Raw genomic sequence first — 21,358 nt, forward strand, 5'->3', positions numbered from 1 at the left:
CCGTCCGTCTCCCTTTGGCCGTCCCTTTACGTGAGTGCGCCACCTGCTCAGGTGTTCAGGTGACAGCGAGGCGGTCGCCGCGGAACTCCGGCGACCGCCTCAAGGGGCACTCAGCCCTGACCCACGCCCGCCCCGGCAGGTCCGGCCACCGTGGACAGCCCGATCGGCCGCGCCGCACTCTTACGGCTGCGCCTGCTGCGCCGCTCCAGCCAGGTGGCCAGCGCGCTGAGCAGCATGTTCAGGCCGATGTAGATGATCCCGATGACGATCGCCGCGGGGATCAGCGACCCTGGGAAGTTCGGCGGGATGATCTTGAAGCCGAAGTTCAGCAGGTCCACGTAGGCGATGATGTAGCCGAGCGCGGTGTCCTTCAGCAACACCACCAACTGGCTGACGATGGCCGGCATCATCGCGGTGATGGCCTGCGGGAGCAGGATGCGCCACAGTACGCCGGTCTTGCGCAGCCCGATCGCGTACGCGGCCTCCGACTGCCCGCGTGGCACCGCGAGCACCCCGGCCCTGATGATCTCCGCCAGCACCGACCCGTTGTACAGGGTCAGCCCCACGACCACGGCGATCAGCGTGTAGTCACCGCCGCCGAGCAGCGAGGGCAGCAGGTAGAAGACGAAGAAGATCAGCAGCAGCAGCGGAATCGCCCGGAAGACCTCCACGACCACCCCGGCCGGGATCCGGACCCACCGGTGGTCGGACAGCCTGGCCAGACCGAAGACCGCGCCGAAGACCAGCGCGAACACCGCGCCCAGCCCGGCCGCCTTGAGCGTGCCGATCAGGCCGGGAACGATGAAGTTGGTCCAGGTCGCGGGCCGTGCGAAGGGCTCCCAGATCTCGGCCCGCCACTGCCCCTTCGCGTCGAATCTGCTGTAGACGAACCAGGCGATCGCCAGCAGCGCCACCAGCGCCACCGCGGTCAGCAGGTGGTTGCGCAGCCGGGCCCGCGGCCCCGGGGCGTCGAAGAGAAGGGTCGCGCCGCCGTTCATCGGGCCACCGCCAGTCGCTTGGCCAGCCAGCCGGTCAGGAATCCGATCGGCAGCACCACCACCATGAAGGCCACGACGATGCCGAGGAAGATGGGGATCGACACGCCGGTGGTGTCGAAGGTGTCCTTCATCACGAACGCCACGTCGGCCAGGTACCCCGCGGCGATGGCGACCGTGGTGTTCTTGATCATCGCGATCATCACGTTGCCGAGCGGCGCGATGACGGCCCGGAACGCCTGTGGCAGGATGATCATGCTGAGCGACTGCAGGAAGGTCAGCCCGATCGCCCGGGCCGCCTCCGCCTGCCCGAACGGCACGGTGTTGATGCCCGCGCGCAGCGCCTCGCAGACGAAGGTGGAGGTGTAGGCGGTGAGGCCCAGCACCACAAGCCAGAACCCGTTCGTGCTCGGCTCGTCGGAGAAGACGAGCCCGATCTGGTCGCTGAGCCCGAGCGAGGAGAAGGCCAGGACCAGGGTCAGCGGTGTGTTACGCGCGATGTTGACGTAAGTCGTGCCCGCCGCGCGGAGTACCGGCGTGGGGGAGACCCGTATGCCGACCAGGATCGTGCCGAAGATCAGCGACAGCACACCGCACACCGCCGACAGCTTCAGGTTCTCCGCGAAACCGGCCAGCAGGTCCGGCGCGTATTCGATCAGTTCATCCATCGTGCTCCAGCCACGGGTGCGGCGGCGGCGGGTGCCGGCTCGCGCCGGTCACCGGCCGCCGCGTACGTGAGAGAAGTGCGAAGAGTCGCGGCGAACCCTACGCGCAGGTCTCGAACTGCGGCGCGGCCGTGGGCGCGGTGAGCCCCTTCGCCTTGCCGAACCACTTGTCGAAGATCTGCTTGGCGGTGCCGTCGCTGTACATCTTGGTGATGGCCTTGTTGACCGCCTCGCAGGTCTTGGTGTCGCCCTTCTTCAGGCCGACGCCGTACTTCTCGTCCGTGAACGGGTCACCGAGGATCTTGTAGTTACCGCCCTGCGCGGCGAACCCGGCCAGGATGAGGTCGTCGGTGGTCACCGCGTCCAGGTTGTTGCCGCTCAGCTTGGAGACGCACTCGGAGTAGTTGCTCGCGCCGACCAGCTTGGCGTCCAGGTCGAGCTTGCCGTCCGGCGGCGGGTCGGTGATCCGCTTGTAGGAGTTGGAGCCCGCGGCCTGGCAGATCCGCTTGCCCGCGAGGTCGGTCGCCTTGGTGATCTCCGTGGCGTCGCCGCGGACCATGGTGTCCTGGTGGGCCACGATGTACGGCCCGCCGAACGTCACCTTGGCCTTGCGCTCCTCGGTGATCGAGTAGGTGGCGAAGATGATGTCGACCGTGCCGTTGGCGAGGAACGGCTCGCGGTTGGAGGAGGCGGACTCCTTCCACTCGATCTGGACGTTCGGGTCGCCCGAGATCTCCTTCACGACGTACTTCGCCACGTCCACGTCGAAGCCCTGTGGTTCGCCGCCGCCGGTGTTCAGGCCCAGGCCGGGCTGGTCCCACTTGGTGCCGACCACGATCCGCTTGGTGTTCTTCACCTTGTCGACGACCGAGGTGGCCCGATCGGTCTTGGCGCCGGTTCCACCGCCGCCACCGCCGCCACCGCACGCCGCCAGGCCCAGCGTCAGCGCGCCCGCTGCGGCGAGTACCGCGCCGAAACGTCCTACCCGCATTTACGTACCTCTTCTTCCTAAAGGATGGGGCCTAAAGGTTGGAGCCTAAAGGTGGGGAGCCTTGGGGGGTGAGAGCCGTGTTGCGCGAGGTCAGGGGTTCAGTGGGTGAGGATCTTCGACAGGAAGTCCCTGGCCCGGTCGGTCCTGGCGTTGGTGAAGAACTCGTCGGGGGTGTTCTGTTCGACGATCTGGCCGTCGGCCATGAACACGACCCGGTTGGCGGCCCGGCGGGCGAATCCCATCTCGTGGGTGACCACGACCATGGTCATGCCGTCCCTGGCCAGGCCGATCATGACGTCGAGCACCTCCTGGACCATCTCCGGGTCCAGTGCCGAGGTGGGCTCGTCGAACAGGATCATCTTCGGGTCCATCGCCAGCGCGCGGGCGATGGCCACCCGCTGCTGCTGCCCGCCGGAGAGCTGCGCCGGGTACTTGTGCGCCTGACTGGCGATGCCCACCCGGTCGAGTAGCTCCATCGCGCGCATGGCCGCCTCCTTGCGCGGCTTCCTGCGAACCTTCACCGGCCCCAGTGTGACGTTGTCCAGAATCGTCTTGTGGGCGAAGAGGTTGAAGGATTGGAACACCATGCCGACCTCGGAGCGCAGCCGGGCCAGCGCCCTGCCCTCCTCGGGCAACGGTATGCCGTCGAAGATGATCTGGCCTTCGTCGATCGTCTCCAGGCGGTTGATCGTCCGGCACAGTGTCGACTTGCCCCCGCCGGAGGGCCCGATGACGACCATTACCTCGCCACGGTCCACGGTGAGGTCGATGTTCTTCAGCACATGTAGCGCGCCGAAGTGTTTGTTGACCCCGACCAGGCTGACGAGTGGAGTCGCGTCCCCGTTCTCCGTCATGGTGGTCAACGTTATGCAGGTGAAGGGCACCCGTCACTAACCGCCGGGTACCGATCCGATCACGGCGGGTTGACGAACGCGCTGTTGGTGCCCCAGGTCACAGGGGCAGGGGCCCGTCCTGTACGTGAGTGATGCCCGCTCGCGTCCGGATGACGCTTAGTCTTGTCAGCGAGATGAATGTCACCGAGGAGAGCGCCCGCGCCGGCGATGGCCGCACCTACGAGGTCCGGACCTACGGGTGCCAGATGAATGTACACGACTCCGAGCGGCTCGCCGGGCTGCTGGAGGACGCGGGCTACGTGCGGGCGGACGACGGCGAGGCCGCCGACGTGGTCGTGTTCAACACCTGCGCGGTGCGCGAGAACGCCGACAACCGCCTCTACGGCAACCTCGGGCACCTGCGCCCGGCCAAGACCCGCAACCCGCGCATGCAGATCGCGGTCGGCGGCTGCCTGGCCCAGAAGGACCAGGGGGAGATCGTCCGCAAGGCGCCGTGGGTGGACGTGGTGTTCGGCACCCACAACATCGGCTCGCTGCCCGTCCTGCTCGAACGCGCCAGGATCGCGCGCGAGGCGCAGGTCGAGATCAAGGAGTCGCTGGAGGTCTTCCCCAGCACCCTGCCGACCAAGCGCGAGTCCGCGTACGCCGCGTGGGTGGCGATCTCGGTCGGCTGCAACAACACCTGCACGTTCTGCATCGTGCCGTCGCTGCGCGGCAAGGAGAAGGACCGCCGCCCCGGCGACGTACTCGGCGAGGTCCGCACGCTCGTCGAGCAGGGCGTGCTGGAGGTGACGCTGCTCGGCCAGAACGTCAACACCTACGGCGTCGAGTTCGGCGACCGGCTGGCGTTCGGCAAGCTGCTGCGCGCCTGCGGCGAGATCGACGGCCTGGAACGCGTGCGGTTCACCTCGCCGCACCCCGCCGCCTTCACCGACGACGTGATCGCCGCCATGGCCGAGACGCCCAACGTGATGCACCAGTTGCACATGCCGCTGCAGTCCGGCTCCGACACCGTGCTGCGGGCGATGCGCCGCTCCTACCGCGCCGAGCGCTACCTCGGGATCATCGAGAGGGTCCGCGCGGCCATGCCGGACGCGGCCATCTCCACCGACATCATCGTCGGCTTCCCCGGCGAGACCGAGGCCGACTTCCAGCAGACCCTCGACGTGGTCCGCGCCTCGCGCTTCGCGCACGCCTACACCTTCCAGTACTCCATCCGCCCCGGCACCCCCGCGGCCACCATGGACGGGCAGGTGCCGAAGGAGGTCGTGCAGGAGCGCTACGAGCGGCTGGTGGCGCTGCAGGAGGAGATCTCCTGGGAGGAGAACCGCGGGCAGGTCGGCAAGGTGATCGAGGTCCTGGTGGCCGAGGGCGAGGGGCGCAAGGACGACGCGACCCGCCGCCTGTCCGGCCGCGCCCCCGACAACCGGCTCGTCCACTTCGCGCCGGGTGCGGAGCAGCCCCGGCCGGGTGACATGGTCCGCGTCGAGATCACCTACGCGGCCCCGCACCACCTGGTGGCCGACGGCGTGCCGCTGTCGCTGCGCCGCACCCGCGCGGGCGATGCGTGGGCCGCGCGCCAGGCCGCTCCGGCGCCCGCTCCAGGCGTCATGCTGGGCATGCCGTCCATCGGCCGTCCCGCCGCCACCGCCGTCCAGGCCACCGGCTGTTCCTGAGCCGCCGGGCCCGCCGGCTCAGTGCCTGCGGAGCCGGTCGAGGAACCGGTCGCAGTACGGCCGGCGGAAGTCGTCGAAGGTCGCGCACGGGTTGGCGCCGCGCCAGGTGACCGAGGGGCGCGGCGCGGGCTGTGGCTGTGGCAGGGGCTGCGGTCGTGGTTCGGGCTCCGGAGCCTGTTGACGGCGGGGAGCCCTGCGCTCGGGCGGGCGTACCGGGGCGTGGCGCGCTCCGCCGTTCCGGCGCGTCTTGGCGGTGGGCGGGCGGGGCGCCTGGCGCCCCGCGGTCGGAGGGTGCCCGCCCGGACGCGTCGCATCCACCCGATCCCCGCTCGGTACCGGGACCGCCGCCTCGCGTCGCGGCGTCGAGGGGGCGGGCGTCGGTGTGCCGCTCCCCGGCACCCATCCGGAGAACTCACCGGACGGCCGCGGCTCCGGCCGCCCCGCCGTGCCCACCGGCCGTCCCGGCCGCGGGCGCGGGGTGCCGTCACTCGTCGTCGACTGCTCCGGTGGCCCGGAATTCGCGTTCTGGCCAGCCGAAAAGGCCAGGAAGACCCCGGTTCCCGCGGTACCGAGGACGGCGACCGCGCCCGCCGCCGCCACCCAGGAACGCCGCTGACCCGCGAAAAGTCGTGAGATGAGGGACAAGGTGTGATTCCTTTGTGATCCTTGTGCGCCGATTTCGTTACTGGGGTTAGTGTGGTCCAGCACCCTCGGGAACCGTGCTGGTTTCCACCGATACGACCGCAGGGAGTTGTCGACTCATGCAGCGGCACGTCCGATCATCGACGGGCCATACCGATCCGACCGAGCACGACGAGACCAAGAACACAGGGTCCAGGAGGAAGAGAGGGAGCAGGCGCGGCCAGGCCATAGCCGCGGGTGCTCTCGTCGCCGTCCTCGCCGCGGGGGGCGTCGCCTTCGCGGTGCTCAACGACACCGGCGGTGCCGCGCCCAGCGGCACCGCCACGACAGGGCAGCCCGCGGACCGCGCGGAAGCCCCCGCGGCACCCGCGGAACAGTCCGAGCCCGCCGAGCCCGCCGAGCCCGGCGGCGAGGGAGAGGGCACGGCGGAGGACACACCCTCCGTGGAGGCCCACTCCGTCCCCGACGCCGACCCCGGCGACGCGGGCGAGCCCGGCAACGCCGGCCGCGAGCCGGAGAAGGACCCGGAAGAGAAGAAGGACTCCACGCCGACCTCGCCGAAGAACGACGGCGGGCAGGCGGAGGAGGTCGACGACTGGCCGAGCGACGGTCCTCCCGGCCTGGTCCCCGGCCGAGGCCCGCAGTAAGGGGCTGAGCGCGCCCGTCGTACCGCTTTCCCGAGCCGGTACGGCGGGCCGTGCCCTGTAGCCTGGTCCCACAGTGCGCCGTGCGGGGCGCGCCGACATGCCCCCCGCTGATGCCCGGAAGGCCCGCTGCGAATAGGGTCCGGCACATGAGCACTCACTACGACGTGGTAGTCCTGGGCGCGGGGCCCGGCGGATACACCGCCGCGGTGCGAGCCGCGCAGCTCGGCCTGCAGGTGGCGGTCGTCGAGGAGCGATACTGGGGCGGTATCTGCCTCAACGTCGGTTGTATCCCCTCCAAGGCCCTGTTGCGCAACGCCGAGCTCGCGCACATCTTCACCCATGAGGCGAAGACGTTCGGCATGCGCGTCGACGGCACCGTGTCCTTCGACTACGGCGAGGCGTTCAAGCGCAGCCGCAAGGTCGCCGACGGCCGGGTCAAGGGCGTCCACTACCTGATGAAGAAGAACGCCATCACCGAGTACGACGGGCGGGGCACGTTCACGGACGCGCACACCCTCCAGGTCGCCCGCAACGGCGGCGGCAGCGAGACGGTGACCTTCGACAACTGCATCATCGCCGCGGGCACCACCACCAAGCTGCTGCCCGGCACGTCGCTGAGCGAGCGGGTGGTGACCTTCGAGGAGCAGATCCTCGCCGACCGGCTGCCCGGAAGCGTCATCATCGCCGGGGCGGGCGCGATCGGCGTGGAGTTCGCGTACGTGCTCAACTCCTACGGCGTCAAGGTGACGATCGTGGAGTTCCTGGACCGCATCGTCCCGCTGGAGGACGCCGAGGTGTCCGCCGAACTCGCCAAGCGCTACCGGCGGCTCGGCATCGAGGTGCTGACCTCCACCAAGGTCGAGTCCATCGACGACTCCGGCGACCGGGTCCAGGTCACCGTCTCGCGCAACGGCGAGCAGCAGAAGCTCGCGGCCGACAAGGTGCTGCAGGCGATCGGGTTCCAGCCCAGGGTCGAGGGCTACGGGCTGGAGAACACGGGCGTGGCGCTGACCGAGCGCGGCGCGATCGCGGTGGACGGGCGCGGCCGTACGAACGTGCCGCACATCTTCGCGATCGGCGACGTCACCGCCAAGCTGATGCTGGCGCACGCGGCCGAGGCGATGGGCATCGTGGCGGCCGAGACGATCGGCGGCGCGGAGACGATGGAGATCGACTTCGTCATGGTGCCGCGCGCGACGTACTGCCAGCCGCAGGTCGCCAGCTTCGGCTGGACCGAGGCGCAGGCGCGGGAGCAGGGCTTCGATGTCAAGGTGGTGAAGTTCCCCTTCACCGCCAACGGCAAGGCACACGGCCTCGGCGACCCCAACGGCTTCGTCAAGGTGATCAGCGACGCCAAGTACGGCGAGATCCTGGGCGCCCACCTCATCGGCCCCGAGGTCACCGAACTCCTCCCGGAGCTGACCCTGGCCCAGCAGTGGGACCTGACGGTCCACGAGGTCGGCCGGAACATCCACGCCCACCCCACCCTGGGCGAGGCCGTCAAGGAGGCCGTCCACGGCCTGGCCGGCCACATGATCAACATGTGACCCCACCCAGGGCCCGCACGACCGTGAGCGGGGGTGACCACCGGCGCCCACCGGCCTTGGTGCCCCCACCCTCACGTTGGGTAGGGGCGGAGGTTCTCGGAAAGTACACTTGGGGCATGGACGCCGCACGCAAGTACGAAGACGAGCACGCGCTCCTCGACCGACTGCACCCGCACCAGGTCCATGAGGTGCGGGCCGTGATGTTGCGGCTGGTGGCGGCCAACGAGGGCGCGGCCGAGCCGGAGGCCACCCCGCCGGTCAAGCGGCGGCATCTGTCCTTCGCGGGCCTGTTCAGCTCCGGCGAGGGCGATCTCGCCGAACGCCATGAAGAGATCTTGCGGGACCGGCTGAATCACCCTGTGTGACGATCATTGTCGATACCGGCCCGCTGGTGGCCGCACTCGACGCCGACGACAAGCACCATCGGCGTTGCACCGAGTTCCTTGAGACGGTTCCCGGCCCCCTGCTGGTGCCGGTGGCCGTCGTAGTCGAAGTGTGCCAACTGGTCGAGAAGTACCGCGGCTCCCGCGCCGAGGCGGCCTTTCTGACCTCGCTGTCCAACGGCGACCCGCGCCTGGTGATGCCCTCCAAAGGAGACCTGGCCCGCGCCGCCGAACTGGTCGGCCGATACGAGGATCTTCCGTTGGGCGCGGTCGACGCCATGGTGATCGCCACCGCCGAACGGCTCGGTGTGGACGCGGTGGCGACGCTCGACCACCGGCATTTCAGCGTCGTGCGCCCCAGCCATGTACGGGCGTTCCGGTTACTTCCCTGATCGCTTCGGGACGGGGATCGTGGCGAGGTCGTGGGCCAGGACGATCTCGCCGGAGAAGGACTTGGCGGCCTCGTCGAGGAAGCGGGGCTCGTCGCCGGGGTCGTAGCGTTCGGAGAAGTGGGTGAGCACCAGGCGGCGGACGTTGGACTCGGCGGCGATCCGGCCGGCCTGGGCGGCGGTCAGGTGACCGTACTCCTCGGCGAGGCGGGCCTCGGCGGACAGGTACGTCGACTCGATCACCAGCAGGTCGGCGCCCTCGGCGAGCCGGAAGGCGGCGTCGCAGAGCCGGGTGTCCATCACGAAGGCGGCGCTCTGGCCCGGGCGCGGGTCGCTGCATTCGGCGAGGGTGACGGTGGAGCCGTCCGGGGCGGTGACGGCACCCTCGCGCTGGAGGCGGCCGATGAGGGGGCCCGCCAGGCCGCGGGCGCGCAGGCGGTCGGGGAGCATGCGCCGGCCGTCGGGCTCGTCGAGCCGGTAGCCGTACGCCGGGACGGTGTGGGACAGCGGGAGCGCGGTCAGGGTGACCGGGCCCGCGGGGAGGGTGACCGAGGGGCCGGTGAGGGGGCGTTCGGCGATGACCGTGGTGTCCACGAACAGGGTCGCGTGCCGTAGCCGCCGCCAGTACTCCGCGCCGCTCGCCGGATAGGCGGCCGTCACCTGGTGGGCGACACCGTCGCGGGCGATCCGCTGGACGACGCCCGGCACGCCCAGGCAGTGGTCGCCGTGCAGGTGGGTGACGCAGATCCAGGTGACGTCGTGGGCGCTCAGCCCGGCGTGGGACATCTGCCGCTGGGTGCCCTCGCCGGGGTCGAACAGGAAGCCCTCGCCGTCCCAGCGCAGCAGGTAGCCGTTCTGGTTGCGCAGCCGGGTGGGCACCGCGCTGGACGTACCGAGGACGATCAGTTCGCGCATGGACACGGACCCCATGCTAGGGACTGGTCGCCCTGCGCCGCCCGTGCCCGCCGGTGTCGCGGGCGCATAGAATCTTGTGGTGGAAAGCGTGGTATTCGGCGCGGTGCCGACGCCGCTCGGGCGGCTCGCCGTCGCCGTCACCGACGTCGGGCTGGCCGCCCTGGTCTGGGGCGACACACCCGAGCGGCGGGCGGACGCGGCGCGGCGGCTGGGGTTGCCGATGGCCGAGGGCGACCCCGACGGGCGTACGGCGGGCGTGCTCGCCGAGCTGACCCGCTACTTCGCGGGCGAGCTGCGGTCCTTCAGCGTCCCGGTGGACTGGCGGCTGCTCTCCCCGGTGCAACGGCGGGTGCTCGGCACGCTGCACGGGCGCGTGCCGTACGGCAAGGCGGTGACCTACGGCGAGCTGGCCGAGATGAGCGGCGGCGGCGTGCCCGCGCGGGCGATCGGCTCGATCATGGGCGCCAACCCGATCCCGATCGTGGTGCCCTGCCACCGCGTGGTGGCGGGCGACGGGCTCGGCGGTTTCAGCGGCGGGACGGGCGTGGAGTCCAAGCGCTGGCTGCTCACCCTGGAGGGCTACCTGCAGCCGATGCTCGACTGGGAGATGTGAGCCCGCACGGCGAGGGCGGGGCCGCACCCTCCCGGCGCGGCCCCGTCGTCAGCCCATGTCGCCCACGCGGGTGAGCGGGCCGGTGGGTCAGCCTTCCCGGCCGTCGTCGCCGCCCTGGGTCCGCTTGCGGGCCTCTTCGGCGGCGCGGTCGATCTGGTCGTCGTAGCGGCCGCCGGTCTTGTCCTTGGCCCACTCGGAGCCCTTGTCCACGATGTCGTCCGTCCGGCCTTCGGCCTGACGCGGGATGTCGTGGGTCTTGCCGCTGTGGCCGCCGAACATCTCCTTGATCTTGTCCATGATCGACATGATGGATTCCCCCGAATCGATCTATATTTCCCCTCACCCCATGCATACCCAGGCAGTTGACACACTTATCGGCGTGACAGAGCGACCCGTGGTAGCCGTCGTCGGCCCGACAGCGGTAGGAAAGTCCGATTTGGCCGTGGATCTGGCCCTCCGGCTGGGGGGTGAGGTGGTCAACGCCGACTCCATGCAGCTTTACCGAGGAATGAACGTCGGAACGGCCAAGCTTTCCCCCGAGGAGATGCGCGGTGTGCCGCATCACCTGCTCGACGTCTGGGACGTCCGCAAGACGGCCAGTGTCGCGGAGTACCAGGGCCTGGCGCGCGCGCTCCTGGACGGCATGCGCGCGCGCGGGGTGACGCCGATCCTGACCGGAGGGTCGGGCCTGTACGTCCGGGCCGCGCTGGACGACCTGGAGTTCCCGGGCACCGACCCGCGGATCCGGGCGAGGCTGGAGGCGGAACTGGCCGAATCCGGGCCGAGTGTCCTGTACGACCGGCTGAGCCGCCTCGACCCCGCCGCCGCGGCGGCCATCCTGCCCAGCAACGGCAGGCGCGTCGTGCGGGCCCTGGAGGTCATCGAACTGTCGGGGCGGCCGTTTTCGGCGACCATGCCGTCCTACGACGCGGTCTATCCCAGCGTCCAGATCGGGATCGAGGTCCCCCGCCCGGTGCTGGACGAGCGGATCGCCCTGCGGGTCGAGCGGATGTGGCGGGCCGGGCTGGTGGACGAGGTACGCGAACTCGCCCGTCACGGTCTCGCGCAAGGCCGTACGGCGAGCCGGGCCCTCGGGTACGCGCAGGTGCTCCGGTACCTGGCGGGGGAGTGGACCGAGGAACAGGCCAAGGACGAGACGATCAGGGCCACCCGCAGGTTCGCGCGCCGCCAGGAGTCGTGGTTCCGGCGCGACCCGCGCGTGGTGTGGCTCCGTCACGACTCGCCCGGCCTGCTCGAACGCGCCCTGTACACGCTCGCGGGGGCCGCTCGATAGGGTTGGGTCATGCGGTTTCTCAAGGGGCACGGCACCGACAACGACTTCGTGATCCTCCCCGACCCGGACGGCGAGCTGGACGTCTCGGCGGCGCTCGTCGCCGCGCTGTGCGAGCGGCGTACCGGGATCGGCGCGGACGGCGTGCTGCGCGTCGTGCGCACCAAGCTGTGCCCCGAGGTGGCCGACCAGGCCGGGCGGGCCGAGTGGTTCATGGACTACCGCAACGCCGACGGCAGCATGGCCGAGATGTGCGGCAACGGCGTGCGGGTCTTCGCCCGCTACCTGGTCGACGCCGGTCTCGCCGGGCCGGGTGACCTGCCCGTGGCGACCAGGGGCGGGATCAAGAAGGTCCGCGTCGGCGTGGAGGGCGAGGTGTCGGTGGACATGGGCCCGGCCACCCTGCACGGGGAGAGCACCACCACCGTCGCCGGGCAGGAGTACGCGGGGCTGCACGTCGACATGGGCAATCCGCACCTGGCCTGCGTCATCGGCGACCCGGTCGTGCAGCTCGACCTGACCCACCAGCCCGGCTTCGACTCCGCGCACTTCCCCACAGGCGTCAACATCGAGCTGATCAACGCCGTCGGCCCGCGCCGCGTGGTGATGCGCGTCCACGAGCGCGGCTCGGGCGAGACCCGCTCCTGCGGCACGGGCGCCGTCGCCGCCGCGGTGGCCGCCGCCAGGCTCGCCGGAGAGGACACCGGCACCTGGACCGTCGAGGTGCCCGGCGGCACGCTCAGCGTCGTCCTGGAGGCCGCGACGACCCACCTCTGCGGCCCCGCGGTGATCGTGGCCGCGGGCGAATATCTCACCTGAGCCCCTCGGGCGCGCCGGTGTCGCAGGCGTTTGGGGCATGCCTGCCGACCTGGCAGACTGGCTGCCCATGGACGTGGACATCTGGGCCTGGGTCGGCGACACCCAGCGGCAACTTCAAGAAGCCGGCGACGCCGGTCTCGCCATCGCGCTTGGAGATCTCCCCGCGCAGGCGTATGAAGGGCGATACGCCCAGCTTGACGTGGTAGCCCCGGCCGTCGCGGGGCAGGCCGAGACGCTGGAGCTGCCCTGGCTGGAGTTCTACGCCCGCTACTGGCACCTGGTGGGCCGGATCGGCGACCGCGCCCAGGGCGCGGTGGCGCTCGGCGACGCGGAGGAGCTGCTGGCGTTCGCCCAGCGCGAAGACGTCCGTGACTGCCCGTCGGCCCTGGCCGCCGTCGAGGCACTGGCCGTGGCCCAGGCCAACGCCGACGGCCCCGGCCATGCCGCCGACCGCCTCCGGCTGGTCGGCGAGGCGCTTTCCGGGGTGGAGCCGGGCGCTCTGCCGTTCTGCGGTCTGACCACCCAGTACGTCATGGCGCTGCTCGACTCCGGGCGTCCGGGCGAGGCCGTCGCGTACGCCGAGTCCGCGATCGAGCGGCTGCGCGCCGCCGACAACGACGCGAGCTGGGAGCTGGCCGCCGCCGCGGCCCGCGCGCTGCTCGCCGCCGACCGCGCCGAAGACGCCCTGGGCGCCCTCGAAGCCGCGTCCGGCCTCAAGCCGGACGATCCGATCAACCGCCCGCACCGCGAGGGCGTGCTGCGCGCGCTGGTGCTCGGCACCCTCGGCCGCACTTCCGAGGCCGTCGAGGCGCTGCCCGACCTCGACGTGGTCGGCGATCACCCGCACTCGTTCGTGGAGTGGTCGCGGGCCGTCCACGTCCTCGCCGGATCGTCGCAGATCGCCAACACCTGGCAGCTCGGCCGGGTGCTGCGGCAGTGGATCGACTACTTCGCGATGATGGGCGGCTACCGGGCCAGGGTCGAGCTGGCCCTGATCGCGGGCGACCTGGCGATCGCCAGGCAGGGCGTCTGGCAGGCCCGCTACCTCGCCGACATCGCGGAAAGCGGCCTCGCCGAGCTGAAGGAGGAGCAGGTGGGCGAGCTGCCCGCCCGCATCGCCAAGCTCCGCCGCGACGCCGACGCGACCACGCCGCCGGAGGCCCCCGGCCCGCTGGCCGAGCGCGTGGGCATCTTCGACGCCGCCGACGGCTCCAAGGCCGACCCCGAGCGCTGGGTGGAGTGGCTGACCCCGCTGGCGGGCGATGACCTGGAGGGCACCCGCAGGCTCACCACCACGCTGGGCTTCCTCGGTTATCCCTCACGCGGCGCCGACATCTACTGGACCATGATGGTCGAGGGCGAGTCCGCGCCGGGCACGCCCGACGACGAGGACATCGCGATCCTGGCCAACCTGCTGATCGAGGCCAGGCAGGACGAACGCCTCGAACAGTTCGCGGCCAGGCTCCCCGAGGGGCAGCGCCACCTCACCCTCGCCCGGCTGCACCGCGCCCGCGAGCGCTGGGAGGAGACGCTGGCGGAGGCCGAGCAGGCCCTCGCCGCCGGAGCGGGCCTCGACGCCCGCCGGCTGCTGTCCGGCTCGGCCCAGCGGCTCGACCAGAACACCAAGGGCGCCCAGGCGATCCGCGAGGTCCTCGACTCGCCCGAGCTGGAGGACGAAGACGTCTGGCGCATGATCGTCATGGCGAGCAGCGTGGAGGACTGGGAGACCGTCCGCCTCGGCGCGGCCAGGCTGCGCATGCCCGTGGAGGGCGACTCCGGGCCGGTGGAGCAGGAGATGGGCCTGATCCGGGTCATCCTGCCCGCCCCCGACGGCAGCCAGCGCCAGGTCATCAGCGTCCGCACCGGGCCCGCGACCGCGCGGCTGGCCATGCCGCAGCCGCCCGGGATGGAGTTCAACGCGGGCGACGTCGTGGTCTTCGACCCGCAGCTCCTCGAGCCGGTCCCGGACGGGGCGAAGGAGCGCGAGGAGTTCATCCCGCCGTTCGCCGCGGTGCGAATGCTCCGGCCGGGCGGGTACACGAGCTGGTTCTTCGACGGTGCGGCGCCGTCCGAGCACGACTGGGCGGAGTTCAACGAGGTCCTCGCGGAGCGCGGGTGGCCGATGTGGGTCTACAGCGACGAGAACTACACGGTCAGCCACCCGACGAGCGGGGACCGGCTGCCGGGCGTGTTCGGGTGGGTCGCGGTGCCGCCGGAGGTCGGCCCGACCGAGGTCGACGCGCTGCTGGACGACGCGACCGAGCGCTGGGTGCACCCGCTGGCCTGGCTCGACCTGGCCCGCGAGGTGGGCATCGAGGTCGAGCGCCACGAGCGCATCGTCAAGGAGTACGGGCTCTGAGGTAGGGGCCTTCGGCGTTCGGCGATGCGGGAGCGGTCCTGCTCGGTCCGGGCTGTTCTTCACGGCACGCACCGCTCCCGCCGTCGCGCCGTGCCACGCCGGGCCCCGTGCCCGGCGTTTCGCGGGCGCGCCGCTCGCCCGCCGCACCTGGCACCGGCTCAAGGCCCCGCCTGATTGGACACGCGTCCTTCCGCTCTGCTTGGCTCGTGTCCCATGCGAAGTGCCTGGCGTATTCCGGCCGTGCCGAAAGCGGCCCTGGTGACGAGCCTGTTCGTGGCCGGTGGGGCACTCGGCGGGTGTTCCGCCCCGGCCGCCGAGCCGCCGCCACGGGCCGCGCCCGCCACTGTGGATTCGCCGCCGGCTCAAACCTCGACACCCGCCGTGCCGGAGGCGGAGAAGGCGGCGGTCCGGCGGGAACTGCGGGCGCTGGAAGCCTCGTTCGACGGCCGGATCGGCGCGTACGCCATCGACACGGCGACCGGAAGAACGATCGGCCATCGCGCGGACGAGCGATTCCCGCTCGCGTCCACTTTCAAGGCGGTGGTGGCCGCCGCGGTGCTGCACAAGGCGCGGACATCCGATCCCGGCCTGTTGAAGCGGGTGGTGCGCTGGACCGCCGCCGAGATCGAACCCAATTCACCGGTCACTCAGGAACACGTGAAAAGCGGGCTGACCGTCGCCCGTCTGTGCGAGGCGACGGTCACCCAGAGCGACAACACCGCGGGGAACATCCTGCTGAAGGAGATCGGCGGCCCGGCCGGGCTCACCCGCTATTTCCGTTCGCTCGGCGACCGGATCTCCCGCTCCGACCGCTGGGAACCGGAAATGAACCACTGGAAACCCGGTGAGAAACGCGACACCACCTCGCCCGCCGCGATGGCGAACGACTTCCGCCGGCTCGCCACCGGTGACGCGCTGAACGCCAAGGATCAAAAGCGCTTCACCACCTGGCTGGTCGCCAGTAAGACCGGCGGCAATCGCATCCGCGCCGGCCTGCCGTCCACCTGGAAGGTGGGCGACAAGACCGGCACCGGCGGAACGTACGGCACGGCGAACGACGTCGCGGTGATCTGGCCGCCCAAGGCCGCCGCCCCTATCGTGATGGCCGTGTACACCAGCAGAAAGCCGGCAGAGGCCGACGCCGACGAAAAGGTCCTCGCCAAGACCGCCACCGCCCTGGTCCGCGCCCTACGTAAGCACTGATCAGCCGGACCCTGACGAATTCATTTGGTCGGCTGAGACTCTTTTGTTCGCCCGCGCGCGAAGCGATCTGCACTAACGTCGCGGCAAAACTCATGAACAGGTGGGGATCTGTCCCGGCTGCCGGTGATCCGGGTTTCCGCCGACACCTGGGCCGGATTCCTGAACGGCGAGCTGCTTCACATCGGGACCTTCGACACGCCGCTGCGCCCCTTCGACCCCTAACCGCGTGCATTCCGCTGGACGCGCTCCCCGGGGTGGCCCTCGCGGGTGGGATGCCCTACTGGCTGCGGGCGGCGCTTGGCTGGATCGGCGGTCCGCCGTACTCCGCCGAGGTGGCCGGTTGGCTCGCCGACGTACGGGATGCGCCGGGGATGCCGCAGGACATCCGGCACCAGGCGGTGAGACTCATGAACTACCGGGCCAATCCGCTGGAACCCCAATAACGTTTGATTCTCATGAACGAGACCCCCTAACACCACCGCTTCTGGGTAGTTGCTATACGTAACCATTACTAAACCTTGACCTGGGAGCAGCGGTGAGGAACCGGAAGAACCGGATGGCCGCAGTGACGGCGCTGGCGGCGGCGGTGGTGTTGGCGGGGTGCGCCGGCGGGGAGGCGCGGGGCGATCTGCCCGATGACAAGGCGGGCGGTGGGAGCAAGGTCGACGTCCAGGAGGCGCAGGACGAGTTGGCCGGGCTCACCGTCAAGGGGCGTGCGCCGATGACCGGGTTCGACCGGGACGAGTTCGGCCCGGCGTGGGCCGATGTCGATCGCAACGGGTGCGACACGAGGAACGACGTCCTCAAGCGGGACCTTGAGAACGAGACCTTCAAGAAGGGGACGCACGACTGCATCGTGCTGACCGGGACGCTCAAGGACCCGTACGGCGGCAAGACCATAGAGTTCGAGCGCGGCCCGAAGACCAGCATGGAGGTGCAGATCGACCATGTGGTGGCGCTCGCCGACGCCTGGCAGAAGGGCGCGGCCCGCTGGGACGAGGCCAAGCGGCGTCAGCTCGCCAACGACCCGCTCAACCTCCTCGCCGTCGATGGCCCGCTGAACAGCCAGAAGGGCGCGGGCGACGCGGCGACGTGGCTGCCGCCGCGCCGCGCCTACCGGTGTGACTACGTGGCGCGCCAGATCGACGTGAAGGTCAAGTACGACCTGTGGGTCACCCAGGCCGAGAAGGACGCCATGGGGGACACCCTGTCCGGCTGCTGACCCGGCAAGATGGGGACGCAGGCCGTCAGTCGTCGTCGTACTCACGCTCGAACTTGACGATCTCCCCGTTGTCCAGCGCCACGTCGACCTCGTACTCCCAGCGTCCCTTCTCCAGTTCCACCTGGCAGACCTGACGCCCGTGCTCGCGTTCCCGTTCGACGTCGGTGACGCGGGCGCCCGGCGCCTTCTTCCCGGCGATCTCGACCGCCCGCGCGCAGGCGCCCTTCCCGTGTGCCGCCGCGGGGGAGGGGGCGGCGGCCTGGGCCGCGCCGCCGGTCAGTACGACCAGCGCTCCCGCGCCCAGCGCGATGATGACCTTGCTTCGTGTGTTCATGGCCCCACACTCCCGCCGCCCGCCTTAGAACCGCGCTAGCCGATCGTTAAGCCGCCCCTAAAACCGCGGAATCGCCCTGCGGCAGGGTGACGGTGACCACCGCACCGCCGTGCGGCCCGCGCCCCAGGGCCATGGACCCGCCCGCCGACTCCGCCGACCGCCTGACGATGCCCAGGCCCAGCCCGGTGGACCCGGCGCCGCTGCTGCCCCTGGCCAGCCGTCCGGCCGGGAACCCCGGGCCCTCGTCGCCGATCTCGATCACCACGCCGGGGGCCAGCCGTACGGCCAGGGCGGTGCCCTCCGGGGTGTGCGCGAAGACGTTGCCGAGCAGCGCGTCCACGCACGCCGCCAGTTCCTCGGACGCCAGCGGGACCGGCAGCGGCCCGGGGTGCAGGTCCGTGGTGAGCGGGCGCTCCTGGTCCTCGGCCAGCGCCGACCAGAAGGAGACCCGCTCGGCCACCACCGCCGCCGCGTCGCAGTGCCGCCGCCCGCCCGAACGCCGCCGCGCCTCGTTGATCACAGCGGTCACCGCGCGCTCCAGATCGTCCACACGGGCTCCGATGCGCGCCGCCTCCTCCGGGTCCCGAAGCGACTCCGCGTCCAGCCGCAGGCCCGTCAGGGGCGTGCGGAGGCGGTGTGAGAGGTCGGCCACCGCCTCCCGCTCCTCGGCGAGCAGATCATCGATCCGCCCGGCCAGCCGGTTGAGCGCGAGCGCCGCCGCCCGGGCCTCCGGCGGGCCCTCGGGCACGGCCCGCGCCGACAGGTCGCCCGCGGCGAGCCGGTGGGAGGCCCGCGCGGTGGCGGCCATCGGCCGGACGATGGCCCCGGCCAGCCGGTCGGCGACCGCGATGCCGATCCCGATCAGGGCCAGGCCGAGCGCCAGCATGCCGAGCCACACCTCGCGAACGCCCCGGGTGAGGTCCGCGTCGCTCAGGTACGTACGGACCACGCTGGTGCCGCCCGCGCCCTGCACGGCGACCAGGATCTCCCTGCCGCCGGGTGCGTCGGCGGCCAGGCTCCTGCCGCGCGCCGCCAGTTCCACGGCCGGGGTACGCCGGGCGGGAGCGCCCACGGTCGATCCGCCGGGCAGGAACACGGTGATCGGGTGCCCGGTGGTGAGCGCGGCGCGTTCGACGGTGATGGCCAGTGTTCCGGGGTCCACCGAGCCGACCGCCACGGCCACGGACTCGGCCTCGCCTGTCGCCTGTCCCACCGCGCGGTTCTCCGCGGCGTTGCGCACCAGCAGGGCGAGCGGCACCAGCAGGGCGATCAGGACGAGCGAGGTGGTGGCCGCGACCAGCACCGCGAGCCACCTTCTCACGCCCGATCCCTCATGCCGGATCGACCAGCTTGACGCCGACCCCGCGCACGGTGTGCAGATAGCGCGGTTGCCGGGCGGTCTCCTTCAGCTTGCGCCGCAGCCAGGACAGGTGGACGTCCACGGTCTTGTCCGCGCCGCCGTAGGGGATCTGCCAGACCTGTGTGAGCAGTTCCCGCTTGCCGATCACCTGGCCCTTGCGCGCCGCCAGGTAGTGCAGCAGGTCGAACTCCCGCGGGGTGAGGTCGAGTGGGTCGCCGCCGAGTGCCGCCTCCCGTGTGCGCGGGTCCAGGCGGAGTTCGCCGACCTGCACGGAGGAGTCGGCCGGGCTCTCGCCCGCGCGGCGCAGTACGGCCCGGACCCGGGCGTCGAGCTGGGCGGCGCTGAACGGCTTGACCACGTAGTCGTCGGCTCCCGCGTCGAGCGCGCCCACCATGGCCGCGTCCCCGTCACGGGCGGTGGCCACGATCACCGGGACCCGGCTGACCGCCCTCAGCATGCGCAGCATCTCCACGCCGTCGAGGTCGGGCAGGCCCAGATCCAGCACCACCAGGTCGGGGCGGTCCTCCACGGCGCCGCGCAGGCCGTCCAAGGCGGTAGGGGCCGAGGACACGGCGTGCCCGCGCTCGCGCAGGCCCCGGGTGAGGGCGGTACGGATCGTCGCGTCGTCCTCGACGAGCAGGACACTGGCCATCGGCCCACGGTATCCGCGGCATGGCCCGCCGTTGAAGCCGGTGAACGGGGATTAGGGTCGTCTTAACCCCCGCTTATCACCGCGCGGGGCAGGGTGGCGATGTGGACAGGCGACGACTCGCGCTGGCGGCGGCGGGATGGCTCGGTACCGCCGTGGCGGCCACCACGGCGGGCGTCGCCCTGATCGGCCTGCTCGGCGGCACGCTGACCGGGCCCGCGGGCGGCCCGCTGTCGGAGGAGCAGGTACGCCGGATGCTCGCCCAGCCGGCCGGCACCCCGCGCGGCGTCCCCTCCGCGCCCGTCTCCGGTCCCGCCCCCGGCCCTGGCACGCTGATCAGCACCGAGGGCGGCACGCTGGTCGCCCGGTGTTCCGGCGGGATGGTCACCCTCGGGTCCCTCACCCCGGCCCAGGGCTACGCGGTGGACGACGTGGACGCCGGGCCCGTGGCGCGGGCGCGCGCGGAGTTCGAGACCGGCGACACCGAGATCCGGGTCGAGGTCCGCTGCGACGCGAGTGGAAAACCCGCCCACACCATTCGCCGCGACACGGAGTGACCGGGTTCATACCAGATTGCGACCGTGGCTCCAGTACGGTGATCCGCCATGAGCACGAGCAAGAAGCAGGGCGTCACCACGGGTTCGAGCGGGAAAGGGGGGAACCGGGGGCTGCTGAAATGGTTCGTCGGCGCGGTCGTCGCGGTCGTGGCACTCGGCTTCGCGCTCGCCGGCTGCTCCCGCGTCAGCACCCGGCCCGATGAGGTGATCCTGCACTACGCGGGGGGCACGTTCGAGGCCATCGCCTTCGAGAGGTGCATCAACCCCTCCAGCGGGGCGACCCTGCTGGGACCGGGGGACACCTCCTACTCCTACCCCTTCGGCCAGCGGACCTTCGACTTCTCCGGGTCCGAGGACTCGGAGTCGCGGCCCATCTCGATCGTCTCCAAGGACAACGTGGAGATGCAGGTCGCCGGCTCGGCCACGTTCACGCTGAACACCGACTGCCGCACGCTGCGGCAGTTCCACGAGCGGATCGGCCTGAAGTTCGGCGCGTACTCCAAGGACAGCGGCTCCTCCTCCAGCGGCTGGGACAAGATGCTGAACTTCTACTTCAAGCAGCCCCTGGACCGCGCCATGGACGCCGCCTCGCAGGAGTTCGAGTGGCGCAAGCTGTTCAACGATCCGGCGATCAAGCAGCAGTGGGAGCAGCGCGTCGGGCAGCTCGCCCGGCAGTTCATCAAGGAGACCGCGGGCGCGGACTACTTCTGCAGTCCCAACTTCGGCGGCACCGGAGACTGCGGCGACGTCGTCCTCACCATCCAAAAGCCCGAGCCGCCGGAGTCACTGGTCAACGCCCTGGCCGCCGAGCAGGCCGCCAAGGCCGAGAACATCGCCCAGGCCCAGCGCAACGCCAAGGTCCGCACCGAACTGGAGTCCATCAAGGACCTGGTCGGCGTGCTCGGACCGCAGGGCGCGGTGCTGTGGAAGGCGATCCAGGACGGCAAGGTCGAGGTGATCCCCGTCCCGCAGGACGGCAACATCACCATCAGCCCGCGTCGCCGTTAGGAGGCCCTGGCCTGGCCCCGCACCTCGATGGAGCCGAGCAGATCGGCGGTGGCGGCCGTCACGGCGGCCACCGCCCGGTCGAACGCCTCGGCGTTGTGCGCGGCCGGGGCCCGGAAGCCGGAGATCTTCCTGACGTACTGCAGGGCGGCTGCGCGCATCTCCTCTTCGGTCACGGTGTCGGTGTACGGCGGGCGGAGTGTCTTGATACTGCGGCACATGTTCCCATCATGCAGGGTCGA

At 71.1% G+C, this 21,358-nt stretch carries 25 protein-coding genes; 14 read left to right on the forward strand and 11 right to left on the reverse strand.

Annotated features, from left to right (window positions below; genetic code table 11):
* Positions 1-110: 110 nt before the first annotated feature.
* The 4 genes from DP939_RS38925 to DP939_RS38940 all read right to left on the reverse strand — a co-directional run bounded on the left by DP939_RS38925 (position 111) and on the right by DP939_RS38940 (position 3,505).
* Entirely contained in the window at positions 111-998 is an 888-nt protein-coding gene (locus DP939_RS38925) for an amino acid ABC transporter permease (protein ID WP_113985857.1), read from the reverse strand.
* Positions 995-1,663, reverse strand: coding sequence for an amino acid ABC transporter permease (locus DP939_RS38930; protein WP_113985858.1), 669 nt, complete (start codon positions 1,661-1,663; stop codon positions 995-997). The genes DP939_RS38925 and DP939_RS38930 overlap by 4 nt, the downstream gene beginning before the upstream one ends.
* 97 nt (positions 1,664-1,760) lie before the next feature.
* Positions 1,761-2,651: a glutamate ABC transporter substrate-binding protein gene (locus tag DP939_RS38935; protein WP_113985859.1), complete on the reverse strand. Its 891-nt coding sequence runs from the start codon at positions 2,649-2,651 to the stop codon at positions 1,761-1,763.
* A 98-nt stretch (positions 2,652-2,749) separates the two neighbouring features.
* A complete protein-coding gene (locus DP939_RS38940; protein WP_113985860.1) occupies positions 2,750-3,505 on the reverse strand; it encodes an amino acid ABC transporter ATP-binding protein in 756 nt (251 codons plus the stop codon).
* 173 nt (positions 3,506-3,678) lie between these two features.
* Between DP939_RS38940 and miaB the strand changes: the two genes are divergently transcribed.
* Complete coding sequence (miaB, locus tag DP939_RS38945; RefSeq protein ID WP_199565699.1) at positions 3,679-5,181, forward strand: tRNA (N6-isopentenyl adenosine(37)-C2)-methylthiotransferase MiaB; 1,503 nt, start codon at positions 3,679-3,681, stop codon at positions 5,179-5,181.
* 18 nt (positions 5,182-5,199) lie between these two features.
* Here the strand turns inward: miaB and DP939_RS45665 are convergent, their stop codons facing one another.
* Positions 5,200-5,826, reverse strand: coding sequence for a hypothetical protein (locus tag DP939_RS45665; protein WP_147268307.1), 627 nt, complete (start codon positions 5,824-5,826; stop codon positions 5,200-5,202).
* A 116-nt stretch (positions 5,827-5,942) separates the two neighbouring features.
* On the opposite strand from DP939_RS45665, the gene DP939_RS38955 reads away from it, so the two are divergent.
* The 4 genes from DP939_RS38955 (at position 5,943) to DP939_RS38970 (ending at position 8,792) form a co-directional block, all read left to right on the forward strand.
* A complete protein-coding gene (locus tag DP939_RS38955) occupies positions 5,943-6,470 on the forward strand; it encodes a hypothetical protein (protein ID WP_147268308.1) in 528 nt (175 codons plus the stop codon).
* Positions 6,471-6,616: 146 nt separating this feature from the next.
* Positions 6,617-8,017 carry a dihydrolipoyl dehydrogenase gene (gene lpdA / locus DP939_RS38960; protein WP_113985864.1) on the forward strand — a complete coding sequence of 467 codons (1,401 nt, stop codon included), beginning with the start codon at positions 6,617-6,619 and terminating at the stop codon, positions 8,015-8,017.
* Positions 8,018-8,133: 116 nt separating this feature from the next.
* Entirely contained in the window at positions 8,134-8,382 is a 249-nt protein-coding gene (locus tag DP939_RS38965) for a hypothetical protein (RefSeq protein ID WP_113985865.1), read from the forward strand.
* The gene (locus DP939_RS38970; protein ID WP_113985866.1) at positions 8,379-8,792 is read left to right on the forward strand and encodes a type II toxin-antitoxin system VapC family toxin; all 414 of its coding nucleotides are present in this window, start codon (positions 8,379-8,381) and stop codon (positions 8,790-8,792) included. Before DP939_RS38965 ends, DP939_RS38970 begins: the two co-directional genes overlap by 4 nt.
* Here DP939_RS38970 and DP939_RS38975 read toward each other — a convergent pair.
* A complete protein-coding gene (locus DP939_RS38975) occupies positions 8,781-9,710 on the reverse strand; it encodes a ribonuclease Z (RefSeq protein ID WP_113985867.1) in 930 nt (309 codons plus the stop codon). The two genes, DP939_RS38970 and DP939_RS38975, sit on opposite strands and share 12 nt — an antisense overlap.
* Positions 9,711-9,783: 73 nt before the next feature.
* On the opposite strand from DP939_RS38975, the gene DP939_RS38980 reads away from it, so the two are divergent.
* Positions 9,784-10,317, forward strand: a complete 534-nt coding sequence (locus DP939_RS38980) for a methylated-DNA--[protein]-cysteine S-methyltransferase (RefSeq protein WP_225878754.1) — start codon at positions 9,784-9,786, stop codon at positions 10,315-10,317.
* 87 nt (positions 10,318-10,404) lie between these two features.
* Here the strand turns inward: DP939_RS38980 and DP939_RS38985 are convergent, their stop codons facing one another.
* Positions 10,405-10,614 (reverse strand): antitoxin, encoded by a 210-nt coding sequence (locus tag DP939_RS38985; RefSeq protein ID WP_158578936.1) that lies wholly within the window; start codon positions 10,612-10,614, stop codon positions 10,405-10,407.
* 49 nt (positions 10,615-10,663) lie between these two features.
* Here DP939_RS38985 and miaA point away from each other — a divergent pair, with 49 nt between their 5' ends.
* The 6 genes from miaA to DP939_RS39010 all read left to right on the forward strand — a co-directional run bounded on the left by miaA (position 10,664) and on the right by DP939_RS39010 (position 17,211).
* Complete coding sequence (gene miaA / locus DP939_RS38990) at positions 10,664-11,611, forward strand: tRNA (adenosine(37)-N6)-dimethylallyltransferase MiaA (protein WP_113985870.1); 948 nt, start codon at positions 10,664-10,666, stop codon at positions 11,609-11,611.
* Between the two features lie 9 nt (positions 11,612-11,620).
* Positions 11,621-12,427 (forward strand): diaminopimelate epimerase, encoded by an 807-nt coding sequence (dapF, locus tag DP939_RS38995; protein ID WP_113985871.1) that lies wholly within the window; start codon positions 11,621-11,623, stop codon positions 12,425-12,427.
* A gap of 37 nt (positions 12,428-12,464) precedes the next feature.
* Positions 12,465-14,786, forward strand: coding sequence for a tetratricopeptide repeat protein (locus DP939_RS39000; RefSeq protein ID WP_225878755.1), 2,322 nt, complete (start codon positions 12,465-12,467; stop codon positions 14,784-14,786).
* A gap of 240 nt (positions 14,787-15,026) precedes the next feature.
* Positions 15,027-15,989: a class A beta-lactamase gene (bla, locus tag DP939_RS39005; RefSeq protein WP_225878756.1), complete on the forward strand. Its 963-nt coding sequence runs from the start codon at positions 15,027-15,029 to the stop codon at positions 15,987-15,989.
* A gap of 254 nt (positions 15,990-16,243) precedes the next feature.
* Positions 16,244-16,432, forward strand: coding sequence for a hypothetical protein (locus tag DP939_RS45670; protein ID WP_147268309.1), 189 nt, complete (start codon positions 16,244-16,246; stop codon positions 16,430-16,432).
* A gap of 92 nt (positions 16,433-16,524) precedes the next feature.
* Positions 16,525-17,211, forward strand: coding sequence for an HNH endonuclease family protein (locus tag DP939_RS39010; protein WP_225878757.1), 687 nt, complete (start codon positions 16,525-16,527; stop codon positions 17,209-17,211).
* A gap of 25 nt (positions 17,212-17,236) precedes the next feature.
* Here the strand turns inward: DP939_RS39010 and DP939_RS39015 are convergent, their stop codons facing one another.
* Genes DP939_RS39015 through DP939_RS39025 form a run of 3 tightly spaced genes read right to left on the reverse strand, consistent with a single transcriptional unit; the run spans position 17,237 to position 19,557 of the window.
* On the reverse strand, positions 17,237-17,545 hold the full coding sequence (locus DP939_RS39015; RefSeq protein WP_113985874.1) for a PepSY domain-containing protein: 309 nt from the start codon (positions 17,543-17,545) through the stop codon (positions 17,237-17,239).
* A gap of 46 nt (positions 17,546-17,591) precedes the next feature.
* Entirely contained in the window at positions 17,592-18,866 is a 1,275-nt protein-coding gene (locus tag DP939_RS39020; RefSeq protein WP_113985875.1) for a sensor histidine kinase, read from the reverse strand.
* A 10-nt stretch (positions 18,867-18,876) separates the two neighbouring features.
* Positions 18,877-19,557: a response regulator transcription factor gene (locus tag DP939_RS39025; RefSeq protein ID WP_113985876.1), complete on the reverse strand. Its 681-nt coding sequence runs from the start codon at positions 19,555-19,557 to the stop codon at positions 18,877-18,879.
* Between the two features lie 101 nt (positions 19,558-19,658).
* Here DP939_RS39025 and DP939_RS39030 point away from each other — a divergent pair, with 101 nt between their 5' ends.
* Both DP939_RS39030 and DP939_RS39035 read left to right on the forward strand, forming a co-directional pair.
* The gene (locus DP939_RS39030; protein WP_113985877.1) at positions 19,659-20,111 is read left to right on the forward strand and encodes a hypothetical protein; all 453 of its coding nucleotides are present in this window, start codon (positions 19,659-19,661) and stop codon (positions 20,109-20,111) included.
* A gap of 48 nt (positions 20,112-20,159) precedes the next feature.
* Positions 20,160-21,119, forward strand: a complete 960-nt coding sequence (locus tag DP939_RS39035) for an SPFH domain-containing protein (RefSeq protein ID WP_113985878.1) — start codon at positions 20,160-20,162, stop codon at positions 21,117-21,119.
* Here the strand turns inward: DP939_RS39035 and DP939_RS39040 are convergent.
* Entirely contained in the window at positions 21,116-21,337 is a 222-nt protein-coding gene (locus DP939_RS39040) for a DUF2277 domain-containing protein (RefSeq protein WP_113985879.1), read from the reverse strand. The two genes, DP939_RS39035 and DP939_RS39040, sit on opposite strands and share 4 nt — an antisense overlap.
* Positions 21,338-21,358 lie beyond the last annotated feature (21 nt).

It is taken from the genome of Spongiactinospora rosea, assembly GCF_003315795.1.
Taxonomy (GTDB): Bacteria; Actinomycetota; Actinomycetes; order Streptosporangiales; family Streptosporangiaceae; genus Spongiactinospora; species Spongiactinospora rosea.

Excerpts from the sequence above, each read along its gene's own strand:
- DP939_RS38940 (WP_113985860.1), bottom strand. The coding sequence starts at position 3,505 with ATGACGGAGAACGGGGACGCGACTCCACTCGTCAGCCTGGTCGGGGTC.
- DP939_RS39000 (WP_225878755.1), top strand. The coding sequence starts at position 12,465 with ATGCCTGCCGACCTGGCAGACTGGCTGCCCATGGACGTGGACATCTGG.
- dapF (WP_113985871.1), top strand. The coding sequence starts at position 11,621 with ATGCGGTTTCTCAAGGGGCACGGCACCGACAACGACTTCGTGATCCTC.
- DP939_RS39035 (WP_113985878.1), top strand. The coding sequence starts at position 20,160 with ATGAGCACGAGCAAGAAGCAGGGCGTCACCACGGGTTCGAGCGGGAAA.
- DP939_RS38985 (WP_158578936.1), bottom strand. The coding sequence starts at position 10,614 with ATGGACAAGATCAAGGAGATGTTCGGCGGCCACAGCGGCAAGACCCAC.
- DP939_RS39015 (WP_113985874.1), bottom strand. The coding sequence starts at position 17,545 with ATGAACACACGAAGCAAGGTCATCATCGCGCTGGGCGCGGGAGCGCTG.
- DP939_RS39025 (WP_113985876.1), bottom strand. The coding sequence starts at position 19,557 with ATGGCCAGTGTCCTGCTCGTCGAGGACGACGCGACGATCCGTACCGCC.
- DP939_RS38930 (WP_113985858.1), bottom strand. The coding sequence starts at position 1,663 with ATGGATGAACTGATCGAATACGCGCCGGACCTGCTGGCCGGTTTCGCG.
- lpdA (WP_113985864.1), top strand. The coding sequence starts at position 6,617 with ATGAGCACTCACTACGACGTGGTAGTCCTGGGCGCGGGGCCCGGCGGA.
- miaA (WP_113985870.1), top strand. The coding sequence starts at position 10,664 with ATGCATACCCAGGCAGTTGACACACTTATCGGCGTGACAGAGCGACCC.
- DP939_RS38955 (WP_147268308.1), top strand. The coding sequence starts at position 5,943 with ATGCAGCGGCACGTCCGATCATCGACGGGCCATACCGATCCGACCGAG.
- DP939_RS39040 (WP_113985879.1), bottom strand. The coding sequence starts at position 21,337 with ATGTGCCGCAGTATCAAGACACTCCGCCCGCCGTACACCGACACCGTG.
- miaB (WP_199565699.1), top strand. The coding sequence starts at position 3,679 with ATGAATGTCACCGAGGAGAGCGCCCGCGCCGGCGATGGCCGCACCTAC.
- DP939_RS38925 (WP_113985857.1), bottom strand. The coding sequence starts at position 998 with ATGAACGGCGGCGCGACCCTTCTCTTCGACGCCCCGGGGCCGCGGGCC.
- DP939_RS38965 (WP_113985865.1), top strand. The coding sequence starts at position 8,134 with ATGGACGCCGCACGCAAGTACGAAGACGAGCACGCGCTCCTCGACCGA.
- DP939_RS38935 (WP_113985859.1), bottom strand. The coding sequence starts at position 2,651 with ATGCGGGTAGGACGTTTCGGCGCGGTACTCGCCGCAGCGGGCGCGCTG.